Origin of the sequence: Methylophaga lonarensis MPL, assembly GCF_000349205.1 — a bacterium.
GTDB lineage: Bacteria > Pseudomonadota > Gammaproteobacteria > Nitrosococcales > Methylophagaceae > Methylophaga > Methylophaga lonarensis.
Map to the genome: position 1 here is coordinate 1 of NZ_APHR01000024.1, position 19,301 is coordinate 19,301.

General features: G+C 50.7%; 13 protein-coding genes and 1 pseudogene. 12 read left to right on the top strand and 2 right to left on the bottom strand.

Annotated elements, in window-relative coordinates:
• The first annotated feature begins 102 nt into the window (after nucleotides 1-102).
• Both MPL1_RS04950 and MPL1_RS04955 read left to right on the top strand, forming a co-directional pair.
• Nucleotides 103-1,095, top strand: coding sequence for a hypothetical protein (locus MPL1_RS04950; protein ID WP_235045537.1), 993 nt, complete (start codon nucleotides 103-105; stop codon nucleotides 1,093-1,095).
• 67 nt (nucleotides 1,096-1,162) lie between these two features.
• A complete protein-coding gene (locus MPL1_RS04955; RefSeq protein WP_009726028.1) occupies nucleotides 1,163-3,082 on the top strand; it encodes a TIGR00341 family protein in 1,920 nt (639 codons plus the stop codon).
• Here the strand turns inward: MPL1_RS04955 and MPL1_RS04960 are convergent.
• A complete protein-coding gene (locus MPL1_RS04960) occupies nucleotides 3,066-3,941 on the bottom strand; it encodes a class I SAM-dependent methyltransferase (protein WP_009726029.1) in 876 nt (291 codons plus the stop codon). The genes MPL1_RS04955 and MPL1_RS04960 overlap by 17 nt on opposite strands.
• 198 nt (nucleotides 3,942-4,139) lie before the next feature.
• Between MPL1_RS04960 and MPL1_RS04965 the strand changes: the two genes are divergently transcribed.
• The 4 genes and pseudogenes from MPL1_RS04965 to MPL1_RS04980 all read left to right on the top strand — a co-directional run bounded on the left by MPL1_RS04965 (nucleotide 4,140) and on the right by MPL1_RS04980 (nucleotide 9,973).
• Nucleotides 4,140-6,284 (top strand): HAD-IIB family hydrolase, encoded by a 2,145-nt coding sequence (locus MPL1_RS04965; protein ID WP_040576897.1) that lies wholly within the window; start codon nucleotides 4,140-4,142, stop codon nucleotides 6,282-6,284.
• Entirely contained in the window at nucleotides 6,281-7,141 is an 861-nt protein-coding gene (locus MPL1_RS04970) for an HAD-IIB family hydrolase (protein ID WP_009726031.1), read from the top strand. The genes MPL1_RS04965 and MPL1_RS04970 overlap by 4 nt, the downstream gene beginning before the upstream one ends.
• The gene (locus MPL1_RS04975) at nucleotides 7,138-8,013 is read left to right on the top strand and encodes a carbohydrate kinase family protein (RefSeq protein WP_009726032.1); all 876 of its coding nucleotides are present in this window, start codon (nucleotides 7,138-7,140) and stop codon (nucleotides 8,011-8,013) included. The genes MPL1_RS04970 and MPL1_RS04975 overlap by 4 nt, the downstream gene beginning before the upstream one ends.
• A gap of 5 nt (nucleotides 8,014-8,018) precedes the next feature.
• A pseudogene (locus MPL1_RS04980) lies at nucleotides 8,019-9,973 on the top strand (alpha-amylase family glycosyl hydrolase).
• Here the strand turns inward: MPL1_RS04980 and MPL1_RS04985 are convergent.
• Nucleotides 9,960-10,355 carry a thiol-disulfide oxidoreductase DCC family protein gene (locus tag MPL1_RS04985; protein WP_009726034.1) on the bottom strand — a complete coding sequence of 132 codons (396 nt, stop codon included), beginning with the start codon at nucleotides 10,353-10,355 and terminating at the stop codon, nucleotides 9,960-9,962. The pseudogene MPL1_RS04980 and the gene MPL1_RS04985 sit on opposite strands and share 14 nt — an antisense overlap.
• Before the next feature lie 91 nt (nucleotides 10,356-10,446).
• On the opposite strand from MPL1_RS04985, the gene MPL1_RS04990 reads away from it, so the two are divergent.
• The 6 genes from MPL1_RS04990 to MPL1_RS05015 all read left to right on the top strand — a co-directional run bounded on the left by MPL1_RS04990 (nucleotide 10,447) and on the right by MPL1_RS05015 (nucleotide 19,299).
• On the top strand, nucleotides 10,447-11,769 hold the full coding sequence (locus MPL1_RS04990) for a DASH family cryptochrome (protein WP_009726035.1): 1,323 nt from the start codon (nucleotides 10,447-10,449) through the stop codon (nucleotides 11,767-11,769).
• Nucleotides 11,766-13,226 (top strand): FAD-binding domain-containing protein, encoded by a 1,461-nt coding sequence (locus tag MPL1_RS04995; RefSeq protein ID WP_009726036.1) that lies wholly within the window; start codon nucleotides 11,766-11,768, stop codon nucleotides 13,224-13,226. Before MPL1_RS04990 ends, MPL1_RS04995 begins: the two co-directional genes overlap by 4 nt.
• A gap of 69 nt (nucleotides 13,227-13,295) precedes the next feature.
• The gene (locus tag MPL1_RS05000) at nucleotides 13,296-14,261 is read left to right on the top strand and encodes a calcium/sodium antiporter (RefSeq protein WP_009726037.1); all 966 of its coding nucleotides are present in this window, start codon (nucleotides 13,296-13,298) and stop codon (nucleotides 14,259-14,261) included.
• A 12-nt stretch (nucleotides 14,262-14,273) separates the two neighbouring features.
• The gene (locus tag MPL1_RS05005) at nucleotides 14,274-15,137 is read left to right on the top strand and encodes a mechanosensitive ion channel family protein (RefSeq protein ID WP_009726038.1); all 864 of its coding nucleotides are present in this window, start codon (nucleotides 14,274-14,276) and stop codon (nucleotides 15,135-15,137) included.
• Between the two features lie 55 nt (nucleotides 15,138-15,192).
• Nucleotides 15,193-16,254 carry an efflux RND transporter periplasmic adaptor subunit gene (locus tag MPL1_RS05010; RefSeq protein WP_009726039.1) on the top strand — a complete coding sequence of 354 codons (1,062 nt, stop codon included), beginning with the start codon at nucleotides 15,193-15,195 and terminating at the stop codon, nucleotides 16,252-16,254.
• Nucleotides 16,255-19,299, top strand: coding sequence for an efflux RND transporter permease subunit (locus MPL1_RS05015; protein ID WP_009726040.1), 3,045 nt, complete (start codon nucleotides 16,255-16,257; stop codon nucleotides 19,297-19,299). It abuts the gene before it with no gap.
• The last annotated feature ends 2 nt before the right edge of the window (nucleotides 19,300-19,301 follow it).

Genomic DNA, 19,301 nt, shown 5'->3' on the forward strand with positions numbered 1-19,301 from the left:
TTGGCAAATATGATGACGTAGTCACCGCCGTCAATGGGCATTGTGACGCTGTTAATCTGGATGCTAATTTTACCGTGGTTTGTCGCCGGTCAATACTCGGATATGCGCCGTGAACTCGATGCACAACTGATAAATTTTGCACAGAATTTTGCCGAGTCAAAGCTGCTTGCCGACTGGCCTGAGGCATCACCCTTTTGTGATGATATTGAATCCGCACTGGCTGATGAGTCTAGAATTAATTATGGGGAAAGATATATTTTAATCAGGGATTTAAGATGTAATCCTGAAGTCGTTTATAACTCATTCCCCGCAGACTTTTCAGCCGTACCTGCCAGCTCTGGTTATAGTGATTTGAGTTACCAAGGTCAGACGTTTCGGGTTTTGGTTTATCAGGCAGGTGCCTTGCATATTGAGCAGGCCGCAGGCAGTCGATTGTTGCCGTTTGTATGGTCAATGCTCAAAACAGCCTTGCTGAGCTTTGTACTAATCGGCCTTCTAATGGCCGCGATTGTCTGTCTGGTTCGAAAAATTATCCAGCCCGTGAAAAAATCAGCCGATCCAATGCCGTTATCGCCTGAAAGCGGCAGCAGTCTTGATCAGGATGTGGCATTGTTGTCTGAGCTGACTGGCGAATTTTCTTTTGCCGGAGAGCCAATGCAGTCGGTCAGGCAGCTCAATACTCAACTGCAAACAGCCCTGAAGGCAGAGCATATAACGCTTGAAATCAACGACCTGTCAGAAGCCCTCGCTCAGCAAACAATCGCAGTACCTGAACGAGTCATGCTGAGAAGTCTGCTTGCCTGTGCTCGACTGCTGCATGCGCAGCAAAGCCTGCAACTTGAGCTTTTTACAACCAAGCGAGGCATCGGCTGGAGAATGCGTTGTGATGACTCAATACCCTCAGCTAACAGTTCAGCGTTAGTGATGGATCTTGCGATCCTCGAAGCGGCTACACAAAGATTTGTTGGCAGTTATCATGTGCACAATCAAACCTCAGGAACACTCCAGGCAGAGCTGATTTTTCCGCTTGTGAGCGACGCGATGCTGTCTGCTGTGACCGACAATCGCCCCACAGGGCCTGTAGATCTTGATTGAGCATCGCAAAAACACCGATGCCCCAGCCAACCGGGCCAAAAATTAAGTTCGATAAGGATTAGTTCAGATGGAAGACTCCGTTAAACCGCTTGAAACAAGCACAACGAGTATCCCAGCCAAATTACTGTTCTCAGTGCAAGATCAGAAGCTGGTCGAATCGCAGATCCAGCCATTACTTGAGGAATATCGCCTTGAGGTAACACTGGTTGCTTATGAAGATTCACACCAGCATCAGTTTGAAGAAGCGGATCTGGTGATTTGTTATCTGAGTGATGACCACCTGCGCGACATCGTGCTCAGATTTCGCAATCAGCCCTGGCATCTAGGCTTATTGCCGCATCCTGAAATGAAACATGGGCGATATGGTTTTGGTATCTGTGCAGATATTGAAGAAGCTATCAGTGACATTGTCGGCCATCAGTCAGAACAACTGGATCTGTTGCTGTGTAACGAGGTGCCAGTGTTTAACTCGGTGGTGATTGGCGATGCTTTTACCTTGTCACCTGGTGAGGCAGTCATTGAACCGCTGGCCGTTCGCGTCAGGCGTTTCTGGAATTTGGTCAAATCGATCCATCAGGTCAAATTTCATGGCTTTCAACTGACTACCAAAAAACAGAAAGAACTGGATACCGCAGCCCTTGGCATTGTGGCGGTTGAGCATGGTCGCAGTTCAGTGATGTCTAGACGATTGGTGGCAGATTCCTATGCCAATGACGGCATGTTGCATGCGCTGGTGCTGGCACCACGAAGTGTGTTTGAAATGCTCAGGTTTTTGTTTGCATCGCTGTTTTTAAGAAACTTCTGGTCGCGTAACGCGCCTTCGTTTATTGGCTTGATAAAAACCAGCAGTCTCACCATCGAAACCGGAAAACCGGTCAATTTCACCAGAGACAACCAGCTTGAATCGAGTGATTCAATTTCACTGAGCGTTGAAAGACGTGTGCTCAGGCTCCGGCCGGGACGCATGTTGAGCATTGGCGAAACGGCGACAGAAAGTAAAGAAGTGGTCAAAGCTCAGGCATTGCCGCTCGGTAAAGCCAAATTGGAGCTGCTGAGTTATCCATTGCCGTGGATGCATCATGCCGCCACCGATGAGTTCAAAGAGCTGTTCATGATCATGCGTGACAGTGCCAAAGCGACGCCTGCTTATCTGACCTTGATGGTGTTATCGACGCTGTTGGCGACATTTGGCCTGTTTGCCAATTCGATTCCGGTGGTCATCGGCGCCATGATTCTCGCGCCACTGATGGGGCCGATCGTGTCAATGGCACTGGGCACACTCAGGCAAGATGAGCAGCTGATGCTCACCAGCAGTAAAACCATTGCTGTAGGCACTGGACTGGCTTTGTTATGTGCGATGGCGCTGACCTTGTTTATCCCGCTGAACACATTGAATAGTGAAATCGCTGCGCGCATCAGTCCGACCTTGTTGGATTTGGGGGTTGCAGTCGTGTCGGGGATTGCTGGTGCTTATGCTCATGCCCGCGCTGAAGTAGCAAAAAGTCTGGCCGGTGTTGCAATTGCGGTCGCACTGGTGCCGCCACTGGCGGTGGCCGGGATTGGTCTTGGCTGGATGGATTTCAGTGTTTTCTGGGGAGCATTCCTGCTGTACCTGACTAATCTGGTAGGCATTATTCTGGCCGCCCTGATTACCTTCATGTTTTTGGGCTACAGCCCGTTTCATCGCGCCAGACGAGGCTTGCTGCTGTCACTGTTTTTGGCAGCTTTGTTGACGATTCCTCTCGCGATGGGCTTTAGCAAAATGGTCATCGAAAGTCGCATTGTGCAACAGCTGGATGGGATGGACATTGGGGGAGTCACGCTGACAGACATCAAGGTCAGTCAACGCACTCCCATTAGAATCGGTCTGACGCTGTTATCGGATACCACGGTTGATGATGACACTATGGATCAGATCAAACAGGCCGTTGAAGCCCGCCTGCAGCGTGAAGTGACACTGGAGATTGGTGTTAAGGTGATTCGCTGAGCGGATCTTCCTGACAGGAGCAGTGTTCGCGGTCATCAGCGTCTATTGGCTTGCGAAAGCGAAGAGTCAAGCGATCACTCTCGCCAATCTGCAGATAATGTTCACGCTGCTCGTCACCAAGCCTTAGGGCAGGGGGAAGCGTCCAGACACCTGCTGGATGGTTGGTCGAGTCCAGCGGGTTTGCATTGATTTCTGAGCCAGCCTCAAACACAAAGCCGGCCAGCCCAGCGAGCTCAACAACTTTGGCTTCAGTGATATAGCCGCTTTTTTTCATGGTTTCCAGATCAGTGCCCGCTTTGGCGCGATGATCAACTACCCCCAGAATGCCGCCAGGTTTGAGTGCCCGGAACATGGCATGAAAGGCCTTTTCGGCGTAGTCGCCTGCTAACCAGTTATGAACATTTCGAAATGTCACAATCGCATCGGCACTGCCAGGCTCGGCAATAGACCAGTGATTTTCAGGACCAAGCTCAGTGACTTTAACTTCGCCAAACAATGACTGATTATCTTCCAGCCACTGGTTGTACTCAGCTCGGAAATTCAAGCGCCACTCCGGGCCCATATCAGCGGGCCAGCCAGCAGCAATCAGACGGCCACCACCATGATGTAGCCAGGGCGCCAGAATTTCTGTGTACCAGCCACGACCAGGCCAAACTTCGATCACAGTCATATCACTGCTGATACCAAAAAATGCCAGCGTCTCGGCCGGATTTCGGTACTGGTTACGATGTTTATTGGCTTCGCTTCGGTGTTCTGCTTCGGCCCAATAGGCCGGATCGTGATGTTCGGCACTGACAGCGGTACTCAAAAACATGGCCGTCAGCAGCGAGGCGCAGAAAGCAACAGGTTTTAATGGCATGAATAGTTGTCCTCGAATAATAGCAGCAAGACAGGCTTTACTCTCTGTCCGACAGACAGAGACGCAGAAAAATTCAATCTCGCGTTAAGCCTGGGCATTTGTCAATTGCATTGAATCTAGGGTAGTTTGAAAAGTGGCAATGTTGCTCTGTTCAACTCACCCAGTCAGCACCTTGAATTACGGCTAACTCATCAGAACATGACAGTAGCACTCAAAATCGCGCTCATAAGTATACACGGCCTGTTCAGAGGCACAGCCCCGGAATTGGGGCGTGACGCTGATACCGGAGGGCAGATTCTTTACGTGCTGGAACTGGCCGCTGCACTGGCCGAACGTGACGATGTGGAGCAAGTGGAAATCTTCACTCGTCGGCTTGAGGGTGCTGAAATCGGCTCGGAATACGCCAGCCCAGAGGAAATCATCAGTCCAAAATTAAAAATAGTTCGTCTTGATTGCGGAACCACTCGTTATCTGCCGAAAGAGCAGCTTTGGGATTATCTGGATGCCTTTGCTGACCATCTGGTGTCTTATCTGCATCAGCAGCCGCGCTTGCCGGATGTGTTGCACAGTCATTACGCCGATGCAGGTTTTGTCGGGGTAAATGTCGCCAACCGTCTGGCCTTGCCGTTGATACATACCGGCCACTCGCTGGGTCGGGTAAAAAGCCGACGTTTGCTGGCTGTAGGTGCGACGGCGGCGCAATTGGAACATGACTACAACATGCAACGTCGGATTGAGGCAGAAGAAACGGTTCTAGCGACAGCCGATCTGATTATCACCAGCACCCATCAGGAAATCGAAGAGCAATATGGTCTCTACGATCATTACTTGCCTGAACAGATGCGAGTGATTGCGCCCGGCACAGATTTGAAGGCTTTTCACCCAGCGGAACAAGCTGCCAAGCACATCGATTCGCAACTATGGGGCGAATTTACCAAACATCTCAAATATCCGGATAAACCCATTATTCTTGCCTTGTCACGGCCAGACAGACGCAAAAACATCACCTCACTGATTGAGGCTTACGGCCAATCTACTGCCCTGCAGTTACAGGCCAATCTGATGATTGTCGCTGGCAACCGCGATGATATTGACGATCTGGATGATGCGGCGCGGGAGATTTTTATTGAGATTTTCCAATTTATCGACCGTTATGACCTGCATGGCAGAGTTGCCTTGCCCAAACACCATGGCCGTGAGCAGGTGCCATTGATCTACAGGATGGTGGCAGCGACAGGCGGAATATTTGTCAATCCGGCGCTTACTGAACCGTTTGGACTGACCTTAATCGAAGCGGCTGCCTCCGGATTACCGGTGGTGGCGACAGAGGATGGTGGTCCTGTTGATATATTAGCTAACTGTCGAAACGGTGAGCTCATCGATCCACTCGAGCCGACATCCATTACCACGGCGCTTGAAAAAATTCTGGCAGATCATGACTTATGGCAAAGCTACCGGGATGCCGGCTTGGAGGGTGTCAAAAAGTATTATTCATGGCAGGCACATGCTCGGCAGTATGTCGAATTACTGCGAGACTTACCTGAGCCAGGGCAATTGCGTCACAAAGCTTCAACGGCACAGGTTCAACATCGGCGAGCTGAAAAGGCACTGGTGACTGATCTGGATCTGAGCCTGATTGGTGACGAGGCGGCTTTGCAAGCGTTGTTGGCTATGCTGCATCAACATCGGCATAGCACAAGCTTTATCATCGCGACCGGACGCCGCTTGGATCAGGCGCTGAAATTAATGAAAAAACACGGCATCCCAGAGCCGGATATCCTGATCACCAGCAGTGGTACAGAAGTGTGTTACGCGCCCAAGCTGACCACGGATGTTGTCTGGTCGCGGCATATTGATCATCACTGGGCCCCCCACAAAGTGCGTGAAGTGCTGGATCAGTTACCCGGACTGCAGCGTCAGCCCAAAGAAGAACAGAGTCGTTTCAAGATCAGCTATTACTTCGATCCACAGAAGATTGAGATAGAACGGATCAAGCATCTGCTGCACCGAGAGGAACTGTCAGTGCATGTTCAAGTGGCCTTTGGTCAGTATCTGGATATTCTGCCGCAACGTGCCTCCAAGGGCATGGCCATGCGTTATGTGGCAGATCGTTGGCAGATCCCTCTGGAGCAGATATTTGTGGCCGGTGGCAGTGGCGCCGATGAAGACATGATGCGTGGCAATACGCTGGCGGCAGTGGTCGCCAATCGACATCATGAAGAGCTATCTCAACTCAGCGCGGCGAGTGATATCTACTTTGCCAAGTCTGCCTATGCTGCGGGCATTATCGAAGCACTTGAGCATTATCAATTTTTAGAATCGACAGCCAGGACACCAACATGAGCGAATCCCGATTATTGCTGTGCACCGATATGGATCGCACCGTGATTCCCAACGGGGTAGAGCCGGAGCATCTGGAGGCAAGAATGCGGTTTCGCAAGTTTTGCCAGTTACCGGAAGTGACGCTGGTTTATATCACCGGGCGGCATCGACAGCTGGTCGAAAAAGCTATTCGCAGTTACCAATTGCCCGAACCCGATTATCTGGTGACGGATGTTGGCAGCAAGGTCTACCAGTTCCAGCAACAGCAATGGCAGGAAATGAGTCAGTGGCAGCAGGAAATAGCCAAGGACTGGTCTGGCAAGAGCCATCAGCAACTGAAGCTGGCGTTACAGGATATTGAAGGTCTCAAGCTGCAGGAATTCAGCAAACAGAACACCCACAAGCTGAGTTTTTATCTGCCGGTGTATCACGATAATCAGTCAGTGATGGCCACCATGCAGCAACGACTTGATGAACTAGGCGTCAAAGCCACTGTCATGTGGAGTATTGATGAACTGACCAATATTGGTCTGCTGGATGTCTTGCCTGCCAGAGCCACCAAGTTACATGCGCTGGAGTTTTTGCAGCAGCATCTGCAATTTGCTGCCGAGCAAGTGGTTTTTGCCGGTGACAGTGGCAATGATCTGCCGGTATTGGTCAGTGAATTTCAATCAGTGCTGGTGCATAACGCCAGCAACGAAATCAAGCAACTGGCGGTGCTGCTATCCCAGGATAACGGTCATCCCAGTCAATTATTGCTGGCAACGGATCCTGACCCGTTGGGCATGAATGGCAATTACAGCGCAGGCGTCTTGCAAGGTGTCTGGCATTTCATGCCCGAATTCAGAGATCGTCTGCAGACAGGAGTCCACTCATGAGTCAATTCAGTCAGATAGCCGTGTTTGGTGAAGTTTTATTTGATTGTTTTCCCGAAGGTGACGCTATTCTCGGTGGTGCACCCTTCAACGTCGCCTGGCATCTGCAAGCCTTTGGCGACCAGCCTCGCTTTCTTTCCAGAACCGGCAAGGATGCCTATGGTCAGCAAATCCGCCGTGCCATGCAGGATTGGCAAATGGATGATCACAGTCTGCAACTGGATGCCTTGCATCCAACCGGACAAGTCGAAGTCAGCATTGTTGATAATGAACCCAGCTATGACATCAAGCCCGACGCTGCTTTTGATTTTATCGACACCAGCCGGATGCCGAAACTGGATGCGAATAGCTTGCTGTATCACGGCACTTTGGCGCTGCGTAACCCGGTGTCGGCGGCCAGTCTGGAAAGCCTGGTCAGTAGTTCTCAGTGCAAGGTGTTTGTTGATGTGAATCTGCGAGAGCCATGGTGGAACAAGCAACATTGCTATCAAGCGCTGGAGGCAGCCGACTGGGTCAAACTGAATCACCACGAAATGAAAATGCTGGGATTTGCCTCGGCCGATTTGCGTCAGGACATGACGCGTTTGCAGAGTAATTTTCTGCTCAAACAACTGATTGTGACATTGGGGTCTGAGGGCGTCATTGTCCGCAGTAACGAAGGTAATTTCATAGAAATGCCGGCGGTGAAACCCGACAAATTTGTCGATAGCGTGGGAGCGGGTGACGCTTTTTCTGCCATGTATATTCACGGCCTTGCCGCTGACTGGCCACTTGAACAAATTATCGAGCGTGCCCAGGCGTTTGCCTCGCGTGTCATTGGCGAACGTGGTGCGCTGATTCGTGATCGTCGTTTTTACCAATCCCTGAACTTGTAATTGCTATGTACGAACAACAATCCCATGCGCTGTTAAACAGCATTCTCAATCAGATTGAACCTGAGTTCATCAAGCAGGATTTGCGATATTTTTATACTCGCCTCGGCGCTAACTTTTATGCCATCCATTCCTTGTTTGAACGGCTTTACGGACAGCGTGATGACTTTGCTGAGCAAGCCCAGCGACTGGTTGAAACCATGGCCCGGCAATACATTCGTCGCGGTCCGGAATTACGGGCTAGAGATATTGAAAGAGAACAGGATTTCAACTGGTTTCTCAGCCAAAAATGGGTCGGCATGGCGCTCTATAGCAATGGTTTTGCCGAAGACCTGCAAGGGGTGCGTCAACATCTGCATTATCTTCAGGAGCTGGGAGTTAATCTGGTGCATATCATGCCAATCATGCAGTGTCCTGAAGGGCGCAGTGATGGTGGCTATGCGGTTAGTGATTTCCGGGAGGTTGATCCACGGGTTGGCACACTGGAGGATTTAAATCAGCTGGCCGATGAAATGCGTCAGCGAGATATGTTACTGGTGCTGGACGTTGTGCTGAATCACACTTCAGATGAGCACGAGTGGGCACAAAAAGCGCGTGCAGGTTATCCACCTTATCAGTCTTACTATTACACCTTCGAGAATCGCCATGTTCCGGATATGTTTGAACAAAGCATGCCGGAGGTATTTCCTGAAACTGCGCCAGGTAACTTCACCTGGGATGAGCACATGCAGCGATGGGTCATGACGGTGTTCAATGAATATCAGTGGGATTTGAATTACAGCAACCCAGCGATTTTCATTGAAATGCTCGATGTCATTCTGTTCTGGGCCAATCAGGGTGCAGACATATTGAGGCTGGATGCCGTTGCCTTTCTCTGGAAAAAAATCGGCAGCACCTGTCAGAACGAACGGGAAGCACATCTAATCTTGCAGCTATTCAAAGATTGCTGTCAGGTGACCGCTCCCGGCGTTTTATTCATTGCTGAAGCGATTGTTGCGCCGGTTGAGGTGATCAAATATTTCGGCGAGGACGCGGTCATCGCCAAGGAATGCGAAATTGCCTACAACGCGACCTTTATGGCCCTGATGTGGGACGCGGTGGCCACCAAAAATACCCGGCTGTTGGAACAGGGCCTGAAAAGCCTGCCAGGAAAACTGGATCGGGCGACCTGGCTCAACTATATACGCTGCCATGATGATATTGGCCTGGGATTTGATGATCGTGACATCGCATTGGCCGGCTATCAGCCTCAGGAACATCGTCGTTTTTTGATTGATTATTTTCTCGGACGCTTTGATGCGTCACATGCCAGGGGATTGCCATTTGGTCAGAATGAACGTACCGGAGACACCCGTATTTCAGGCTCGTTGGCATCACTGATTGGATTGCAATATGCCATTGAATCCGGCGATCTGGCCGCCGAAGATGCGGCTGTCAGACTGGTTTTGCTGCTGCACAGTCTGGTACTGAGTTTTGGTGGATTACCGCTGCTGTATTACGGCGATGAGCTGGGTACCCTCAACGATGACAGTTATCGCGAAGACCCAAGCAAAATGAACGATTCGCGCTGGGTTCATCGACCCAAAATTGACTGGCAGCGGGCAGAGCGACGTAATACACCGGGTACGGTTGAGTTTCGGATATTCACAGCATTAAAAAATATGATTGCCGTGCGCAAGGAAAACAGCGTATTTGCTGATCTGAATAACCGGCAATTGCTGGATACCTCAAACCCGCATCTGTTTGTATTTGAACGTTATCAATTGACCCAGGGCAGTGAACCGGTGCTGGTGGTGAGCAATTTTGCCGATAGACCCCAACAGCTTGAGCTGGCAGAGATTCCCGCTGGTCTCAGCATTATCAGGGACGACTGGTGGATTTAATCAGTGGCCAGGCACCTGAACAGTTCGGTGGCAATCTGGTGATACCGGCTTACGGTTATTACTGGCTTAGTCACGTCTAACCTGACACCCACAAGCATCGGGATGTTTGAACCAGCGTGATATCGAATGACGATACCTTGCAAACAAACGGTAGCCTATATCTGCACCGTGTTTGATGACAGGCCAACGCAAAATGACCAGCCAGCGATGTTTGTTGACCAGTTGCCAGGCACTGACGGTGACATCCAGTCCGTAAATCATTGTGCCGTTGTTCAGTTTGCCATGCAGTCGGCGATCCGCTTCGACAGGATCAATGTCAGGATAGCGATCAGCAAAATCATCGGCATGAATATCTTCAAAGCAAATACGTCCGGCCGCATCAAGTTGCATGAGTTGGATGATTTCCCGCATGCACAGAGCGCAACGGCCGTCATAGAACAAAGTCAGTTGATGTGTTGACATAACGTTTATCAAGAACCTTTTTTATCTGTCAGTAGTCATGAATGCTTGTGCGCGACCTTTTTGGTGGCCGATGCTCAATGGATACCCCTAAATGACCCAAACTGGACTGTTCTGGTTCAATAATGATCTGCGATTGCATGATCAAACGGCACTTTGGCAATTAGCTAACCGGGTTGACCGTTTAGTATGCGTTTTTTGTATAGACCCTGAATGGCTTAAGCCCAATGGCCTGAATAGTCGAGCCATGGGGCAGCAGCGCTATCGGTTTTTGCTGGAATCCTTGGCTGATTTGCAAGAAGCACTGACCGATCTCGGTCAAACGCTTTTAGTGCTTGAGCAGCGACCTGTGGCGGCGATCAGTCAATTGATTGAACAGCATCAGATCAGCCATGTCGGCCGCAGCGCTCATCCCGGCATATACGAACAGCGACAGTGGGCGACTTTGCAGCGAAGCTTTCCCGGAACCCGGTTTCTGGAAACGGATACTTTCACTTTGTTTCACCGTGAAGACTTACCCTTTGCCATTGACGATTTGCCAAAAAGCTTCAGCCAGTTTCGCCGCAAGGTAGAGACGCTGCAGGTGCCTGCTGCACAAAAGGCAATGACTTATTTACCATCGCCGCCACCGCTTGAATTTACATCGATTCCGCAGCAGCAAGCAGCGTTGAATACGCTGTTCAAAGGCGGTGAGCGAGCGGCGTTGACACATCTTGGCAATTATTTTTCCAGCGAAGCTGCATCAAGCTATAAACAAACGCGGAATGCACTTGATGGCTGGCTTAATTCAACCCGTTTTTCGCCGTGGTTGGCCAATGGCAGTTTGTCGGCACGCTACATTCACAGTTGTCTGCGTCAATATGAACGTCTGCATGGGGCGAATGATTCAACGAAGTGGATTTTTGTTGAGTTGTTATGGCGAGAGTATTTTCAGTGGTATGCCATCCAACATGGCTATCGCTTGTTTACCCCGGCAGGTATCACGCAAAAACCGGTGCGTTGTTGTTTTTATCCTGAGCGTTATCAACGCTGGTGTCATGGCAATACGCCTTATCCACTGGTCAATGCCTTGATGCATGAGCTGAATGAAACCGGCTACATGAGTAATCGTGGTCGGCAGATTGTTGCCAGTGCCTTTATTCACGAGTTGCGCATGGACTGGCGCTATGGTGCTGCTTATTTTGAACAGCAACTGATTGACTACGATATGGCGTCCAACTGGGGTAACTGGCAGTACATTGCAGGTGTTGGTGCGGATCCGCGTGGTGGTCGACATTTCAATCTGGAAAAACAAACACGCGAGTATGATCCTGACGGCATCTTCATCAACAAGTGGCAGGGTGGCGAGGGCAATCAACCGCTGGATTCACTTGATGCTGCTGACTGGCCAATCATGCCGCCTCGCCCTCGTTCATGAAGCCCGTGGTCAATATTGTCTGGTTCAAGCGCGATCTGAGACTTGCCGATCATGAACCGCTTGAACAAGCTTGCCTGCAACAGGAGCCGGTGCTGCTTTTGTACATTTTCGAACCCATGCTGTTGAACGATGCTCACTATGATGAGCGACACTGGCGTTTTGTCTGGCAATCGCTGCAAGACATGCAGCAGCGGCTGGCAGCGTTCAATGCACAGTTGTGCATTGTTCAGGGGGATGTGTTGCAGGTGATGGCAGGGCTTAACGAAAAATACACTGTCCGGCGCATTTTCTCTTCTCAGGAAGTTGGATTGCTCAATACCTTTGAGCGTGATCGAAAGCTGGCGCAATGGTGTGAACAGCACGCCATTGACTGGCATGAAGCAAACTATGCAGGGGTGATCCGTGCGGCAAAGCATCGCCATGACTGGGATAAGGTCTGGCATGTGCGTATGCGAGCTCCCCAGCAACAGCCAAGCTTGACCAGTGCTCGTTTTGTCAGCATCCAGCAACAGTTCACACCTCCTGCATCATGGACAGGTGTCGATGCAAATATGCAAATTGGCGGTGAAACAGCAGCACTTGGGGTACTTGAGGATTTTTTTGCTGAACGAGGCCAACACTATCACCGACATATTTCATCACCCGAGCTAAGTCGTGACAGTTGCTCTCGGCTGTCGGCTTATCTTGCCTGGGGTAATTTGAGCATGCGGACGGTGTATCAGCGCTTACTCGAGGACTGGCATCGACCCGGCTGGCGCAGAGCGCTTGCAGCATTGGCGTCGAGATTGCACTGGCATTGTCACTTCATTCAAAAATTTGAAAGTGAAACGTCCATGCAACTGCGCCCCGTCAATCATGGATATATTGATTTTCCTTACCGTGACCGGGATGAATGTCAGCAGGATTTAATCGCCTGGAAATCTGGGCAAACCGGCTATCCACTGATTGATGCCTGTATGCGCTGTCTGCAACAAACCGGCTATCTGAATTTTCGCATGCGAGCGATGCTGGTGAGTTTTTTGTGTCATCACCTGAATATAGACTGGCGATTTGGCGTCGAGCATCTAGCGGCCTTGTTTCTCGACTTTGAACCGGGCATTCATTATCCGCAGTTTCAGATGCAGGCGGGCGTGACCGGCACCAATACCATTCGCATTTATAACCCGGTCAAGCAGTCCCAGGAACATGATGCACAAGGCGGCTTTATTCGTCGGTGGTGTCCGGAATTGTCTGCCTTGCCGGATGACTTGATTCATCAGCCCTGGCAAATGACCGAAATGGAGCAGTTGATGTGGAATGTGCTGCTCGGCGAAGACTACCCAAAGCCGATGGTTGATTTACAGGCCAGTGGCCGAGCTGCAAGAGAAAGGCTATGGTCGTATCGAAACCGGGCGGATGTCAGACAGGACAGCCAGCGAATTGTTCAGCGACATGTCCGCCCTGACCGTCGGCGATGAGCAATATCATTCGTTGTTGCCCTGCACTATAATCACCGGGACTGATTTTCTGCTGATAAAGGAATGTATATGTGGTTGCCCCTGGCTGCGGTAGTGCTGGGTCTGGTTCTGCTGGTTTGGAGTGCTGACAGGTTTGTCGATGGTGCCGCTGTAGTGGCACGTCATTTCAATATGCCGCCTTTGCTTATCGGCATGGTTATTCTCGGTTTTGGTACCTCTGCCCCTGAAATGGTGGTGTCTGCATTTGCCGCCGTGCAGGGAAACCCCGGTTTGGCACTGGGTAATGCCTATGGTTCCAATATTGCCAATATTGCCTTAATCATTGGTCTGGTTGCCTTTATCAGTCCTTTGCAAGTGCATTCGAATGTAGTTAAGCGCGAACTGCCAATTTTACTGGTCATTACCCTGTTTGCGGCGGTGCAACTGATCAACGGTCAGCTATCACGCTGGGATGCGCTGGCATTGCTGGTGGTGTTTGCCGGTTTGATGGTGTGGAGCGTCTGGCAGTCCAGACAATCTGGTGATGAACTTGCGCTGGAGATTGAATCAGAAATTGCAGCAGCAGAAAAAGTATCTGTCTCGTCGGCGCTGGCCTGGTTGCTGGCGGGATTGATGCTGTTGATCCTCAGCTCCAGAATGCTGGTCTGGGGCGCTGTCGAAACAGCAGAACTTGCCGGTGTCAGCGACCTGGTGATCGGTCTTACCGTGGTGGCAATTGGGACATCCTTGCCTGAACTCGCGTCTTCACTGGCAGCCTTGAGGAAGGGCGAACACGATATGGCGCTGGGCAATGTGATTGGTTCTAACCTGTTCAATACCCTCGTTGTTGTGGGCATAGCCGGTATGATTCATCCACTGGCAGTGCCATCCGAGGTTTTGACACGCGACATGCTGGTCACCGGCTTGTTAACGCTGTTGCTGTTTATTTTTGCTTACCGGAAAAAACGGCAAATTGGCCGCTGGCAAGGGCTGTTTTTCCTGTTGGCATTTGTCTCGTACACAAGTTACCTCATCATCAGTCAGATGGTCTGGTAGAGGACTTTTGTGATGCTCGAAGCACTTGAAATGCTCTGGCAACAATACAGCGATCTGTTATTAACGGTGAGCGGAAAAATATTGCTGGTGTTGCTGATCTTGTATGTCTGTTCGGTCATTTCCAGACTGATTCGACGTGCCTTCAGAAAAGCCAACTATCGATTGGGTGCTATCGATCCTCTGGTGGTTAGTCTGATCAGCTCAACGCTGGGCTATCTGGTGTTTGTGATCGGGATTCTGATCATTCTGGATATGTTCGGCTTTAATACCACCAGCATTATCGCTTTACTCGGTGCGGCCGGTCTGGCCATCGGACTGGCACTGCGCGATACACTGAGCAATATCGCCGCCGGGATTATGTTGTTATTTCTTCGGCCTTACCGCATTGACGATTTTATTGAATGTGGCGGTATCAGCGGCAGAGTCAAGGAAATTGGCCTGTTCACGACCATTTTACAAGCGCGTGATGGCTTATTTGTGTCCATACCTAATAGTCGCTTGTGGGGACAGCCATTGATCAATTTCACCCGCAATGGGCGGCGAAGAATGGAGATCAACATTGGTATTTCCTACAGTGATTCGATTGAAACAGCGATTGAGGCATTATTGAATATCGCCAGACAGCACCCGGATGTCATGGAAGATCCGGCACCACAGGCATTTGTCACCGAAATTGCTGATAGTGCTGTTAATCTGCAATTACGTGCCTGGGCACCGGTGGATGTATTTTGGGAGACTAGCTGGGCACTGACTAGAAGTGCCAAGGAAGCCATTGAAGCTGCGGGCTTAACTATTCCATTCCCACAACGTACTATCAGTATGAATCCGCCGGTGGCGGAGTTAAACCCGGTCGAGCCAGCGGAAAATCGGCGCTAGACCTACGTCACAAACAGGCAGAGTTGGCTGGCAATAGACACAAAGCGAGGGCACGATGCGACATTATAACGGTTTGATTGTATTGGCATTGCTGACCTTGTTAACCGCATGTGGCGAACAGCAGTCCACACCTGAACCTTCGCAATTACGTACAGTTCAGCTATATCAGGTCACCCAGCAATCATTTGCAGCAGAACGGCATTTTGTCGGTCAGGTGGATGCCGTCAGCACCGTTGATTTGGCCTTTCAGGTGGGAGGTAAACTTGAACGTTTGCCGGTGCAGCATGGACAAATTGTGCCCAGCGGTCAGTTGATTGCCGCTCTGGACCCGCAGGATTTCCAGCGTCAGGTGCGCGAAGCCCAGTTGCAGATGGAGCAGGCCCGCAAGGATTTGGAACGTGCCAGACCGTTACGCGAAAAGGGCTACGTCACACCCTCTGAACTTGATATGTTGCAGTCCGCTTATGATCTTGCCAACGTCACCGTAGAAAATGCCGAGCGTAACCTCTATTACGCGCGATTGCTGGCACCGTTTGATGCGCTGGTATCAAGACGACTGGTTGAGCAGTTCAGTAGTGTTCAGGCCGGAACACCGATTGTCAGGGTGCAAAATGTCAACGAGTTACGCGTGCATATTCACGTACCCGAGCAGCTGATTCAATCTTCTCTGGGGATTGAAAACTACGATATTTTTGCCGAGTTTGAAGAGGCTGGCCAACAGATACGTTATCCATTGACTTATCGGGAACATCAAACTGAAGTTGATGCAGTGACGCAAACCTATCAGGTCACTTTCACGTTGCCAATGCCGGAGAGTCTGACAGTGTTGCCTGGTATGACTCTCAGGGTTGTGGCAGCTTTGCGAGGTGAACGAATCGGACAAACAATGGTGATGATTCCGCTCAGTGCTTTGGATAGTCGTAATCCCAATGAGCTACGAGTCTGGATCTACAATCCTGACAGCGGTGAAGTACAGCCAACGGCTGTCAGCGTTGGTGAAATTCGTTCCGAGCAACTCGAAGTTCTGGATGGACTTTCAGGTGATGAGACCATCGTCATGGCAGGTCATGCCCATCTATACCCCGGTCAGCAGGTTAGACCTTTTCAGGGGTTTTAGATGAGTATTGCCGGCTATGCGATTGATCGACCTGTCAATATCTGGCTGCTGATCCTGCTTTGCCTGCTGGGTGGGCTGTGGGCATTGACCAGCATGGGACGGCTTGAAGATCCAGCCTTTACCCTTAAAACAGCCATCATTACCACAGAATATCCTGGTGCAACCGCTCAGGAAGTTGAATTGGAAGTGACCGAAACGCTGGAATCAGCCATTCAGCAGATGAGCCAGTTGGATAAAATTACCTCCAAGTCCATGCCGGGCGTCTCTGAAATCACCGTAGAAATCCAGGATCGCTATCAGGGCGCTGAAATCACCCAAATTTGGGACGAATTGCGACGCAAGGTTGGCGACAGCCGACATCAATTACCCGATGGCGCACATGCGCCGGTGATTAATGATGATTTTGGTGATGTCTTTGGTATTTTCTATGCGGTGACCGCACCTGGTTTCAGCGACCGTGAGCTTTTGGATTTGTCGCGGTTTCTGCGGCGTGAGTTATTGACGGTACCCGGTGTTGCCAAGGTGCAAACCGCGGCAGAGCAGGAGGAAACCATCTATGTGGATGTCTCCAACGAGCAACTCAGTTCTTTGGGCATCCCGATCCAGCTGATTCTCGATACCCTGCAGTCTGAAAATATCGTGGTTAGCAGCGGCGCGATTTCAATTGATGATCAGCGTATTCGGCTAGTGTCGCCTCCCGGCTTTGATACCGTGACCGATATTGCCAATCTGCGCATTGGCATGCCTGGTACGACCACTCAAATCAGTCTGATGGATGTCGCGACAGTCAGTCGCGAGCGAGCAGAAATTCCGTCACATATCATTCGCTTCAATGGAATGCAAGCCTTTACGCTGGCCATCGCCGCACATACCGATGCCAATATTGTCGAGGTAGGTCAAGCGGTTGATAAACGCCTGCAACAACTGTCATATCGAATACCTTTGGGCGTAGAGTTGCATCCCATCTATGAGCAGCACAAGGTGGTCGATGAGGCAATCAACAGCTTCATGGTCAGCCTGTTGTTATCAGTCTCAATCGTGGTATTGGTTTTGTGTCTGGCCATGGGCTGGCGACCCGGTCTGGTCGTCGGTTCCACCTTGCTGTTGACGGTAATGGGAACCTTGTTCTTCATGGGGGTGTTTGATATCGAGATGGAACGCATCTCGCTGGGCGCCCTGATTATCGCCATGGGCATGCTGGTGGATAATGCCATCGTGGTGGCAGAAGGCATGTTGATTAATATTCGCAAGGGTCTGTCTTCGAGGCAGGCCGCTGTTGAGGCCGCTGCCCGAACTCAGTTGCCACTCCTCGGAGCAACGGTTATCGGCATTATGGCCTTTGCCGGTATTGGCTTGTCGCCAGACAGTGTCGGTGAGTTTTTGTTTTCATTGTTTGCCGTTATCGGCATTTCCCTGCTGCTGAGTTGGGTGCTGGCCGTCACCGTCACGCCGTTGCTGGGGCATTATCTACTCAAAAAAGGCGGTGATGCACAGGATGAATCCAGTCTGTATTCAGGCAGTTTTTTCCGTGCATATCGCTGGCTGTTGATGAGTTCATTGCGTTATCGAACGCTGACAATTCTGTTGTTATTAACCCTGACAGGACTCAGTGTGGTCGGTTTTTCCCAGGTCAAACAGGCTTTTTTCCCGGCATCTAATACACCTTTGTTTTTTGTCAGTTATTACCTGCCGCAAGGCAGTGATATTCGTGCAACCAGCCGAGATATGGCGGAAGTTGAACAGCTGGTGATGGATATGCAAGGAGTGGAGTCGGTCAGCAGTTTTATTGGCCGTGGCGCTTCGCGTTTTATGTTGACCTATTCACCAGAGCAACCCAATAAGGCTTATGGCCATCTGATAGTCAGAACTGAGCATCGCTCACAGATCCCGCCGCTGATGCGACAGTTACGTGAAGTGCTGGCTGAGCGTTTTCCGGCTGCGGATGTGTACACAGAACAACTGATGTTTGGTCCGGGTGGTGGAGCCAAAATAGAAGCGCGAATCAGCGGCAGCGACCCGCAGGTATTAAGACAACTTGCAGAACAAGCCAGTGAAGTCTTTCGACAAAGCCCCGGTGTGACCGATGTGCGTCATGATTGGCGCGCCATGGAGCCGGTGATTCGACCTTTGTTCAATGAAGAGCGTGCTCGTGTTGCTGGCGTCAATCGCGAAGATTTGGCCGTGGCACTGGCTTTTGCTACATCAGGCATTCAAACCGGCAGCTATCGTGAAGGTGAAGAGCAAATTCCAGTGGTTGTCAGGCCGCCAGAACAAGAACGTCTAAAAATCGAACGCTTGTCTGATCGACAAATATGGAGTCAGGCTGAGCAGCGATATGTGCCAATGTTGCAGGTGGTCAGTGGTTTTGAGCTGGTATATGAAGATGCCCTGATTCATCGTCGAGATCGACAACGAACCATTACCGTGCAGGCTAACCCGGAAATCGGTCTGAATACTGAGCGGGTACTGGCCGGTTTGATGCCGCAGCTTGAAGCAATTGAACTGCCCGCTGGTTATCACCTGGAGTGGGGCGGTGAATATGAGAGTTCACGAGATGCTCAGAGCAGTCTTGGCGCACAGTTGCCCATCAGTTTTCTGGTGATGCTGATTATCAGTATTTTATTGTTTGGCAAATTGAGACAACCCCTCATTGTCTGGTTGATTGTGCCAATGTCCTTGTGTGGGGTGACGGCCGCTCTGCTGATCACTGATATGCCATTCACCTTTACGGCCTTGCTCGGTTTCCTGAGCTTGTCTGGCATGTTGATGAAGAACGCTATCGTATTGGTTGATGAGATTGATGATCGCCTGAAACAGTCAGATGAGGCGCTGCTGGCAATTCAACAGGCATGTGTCAGCCGGGTGAGGCCGGTGTTACTGGCCTCAGTGACCACCATACTGGGCATGTTGCCACTGTTGTGGGATGCATTTTTTGCCAGTATGGCGGTGACTATTATGGGTGGTCTGGCCTTTGCAACATTACTGTCGCTGATTGCAGCACCGGTGCTTTATGCCACGCTGATGCGCATTCCGGCCCGACGCTGACA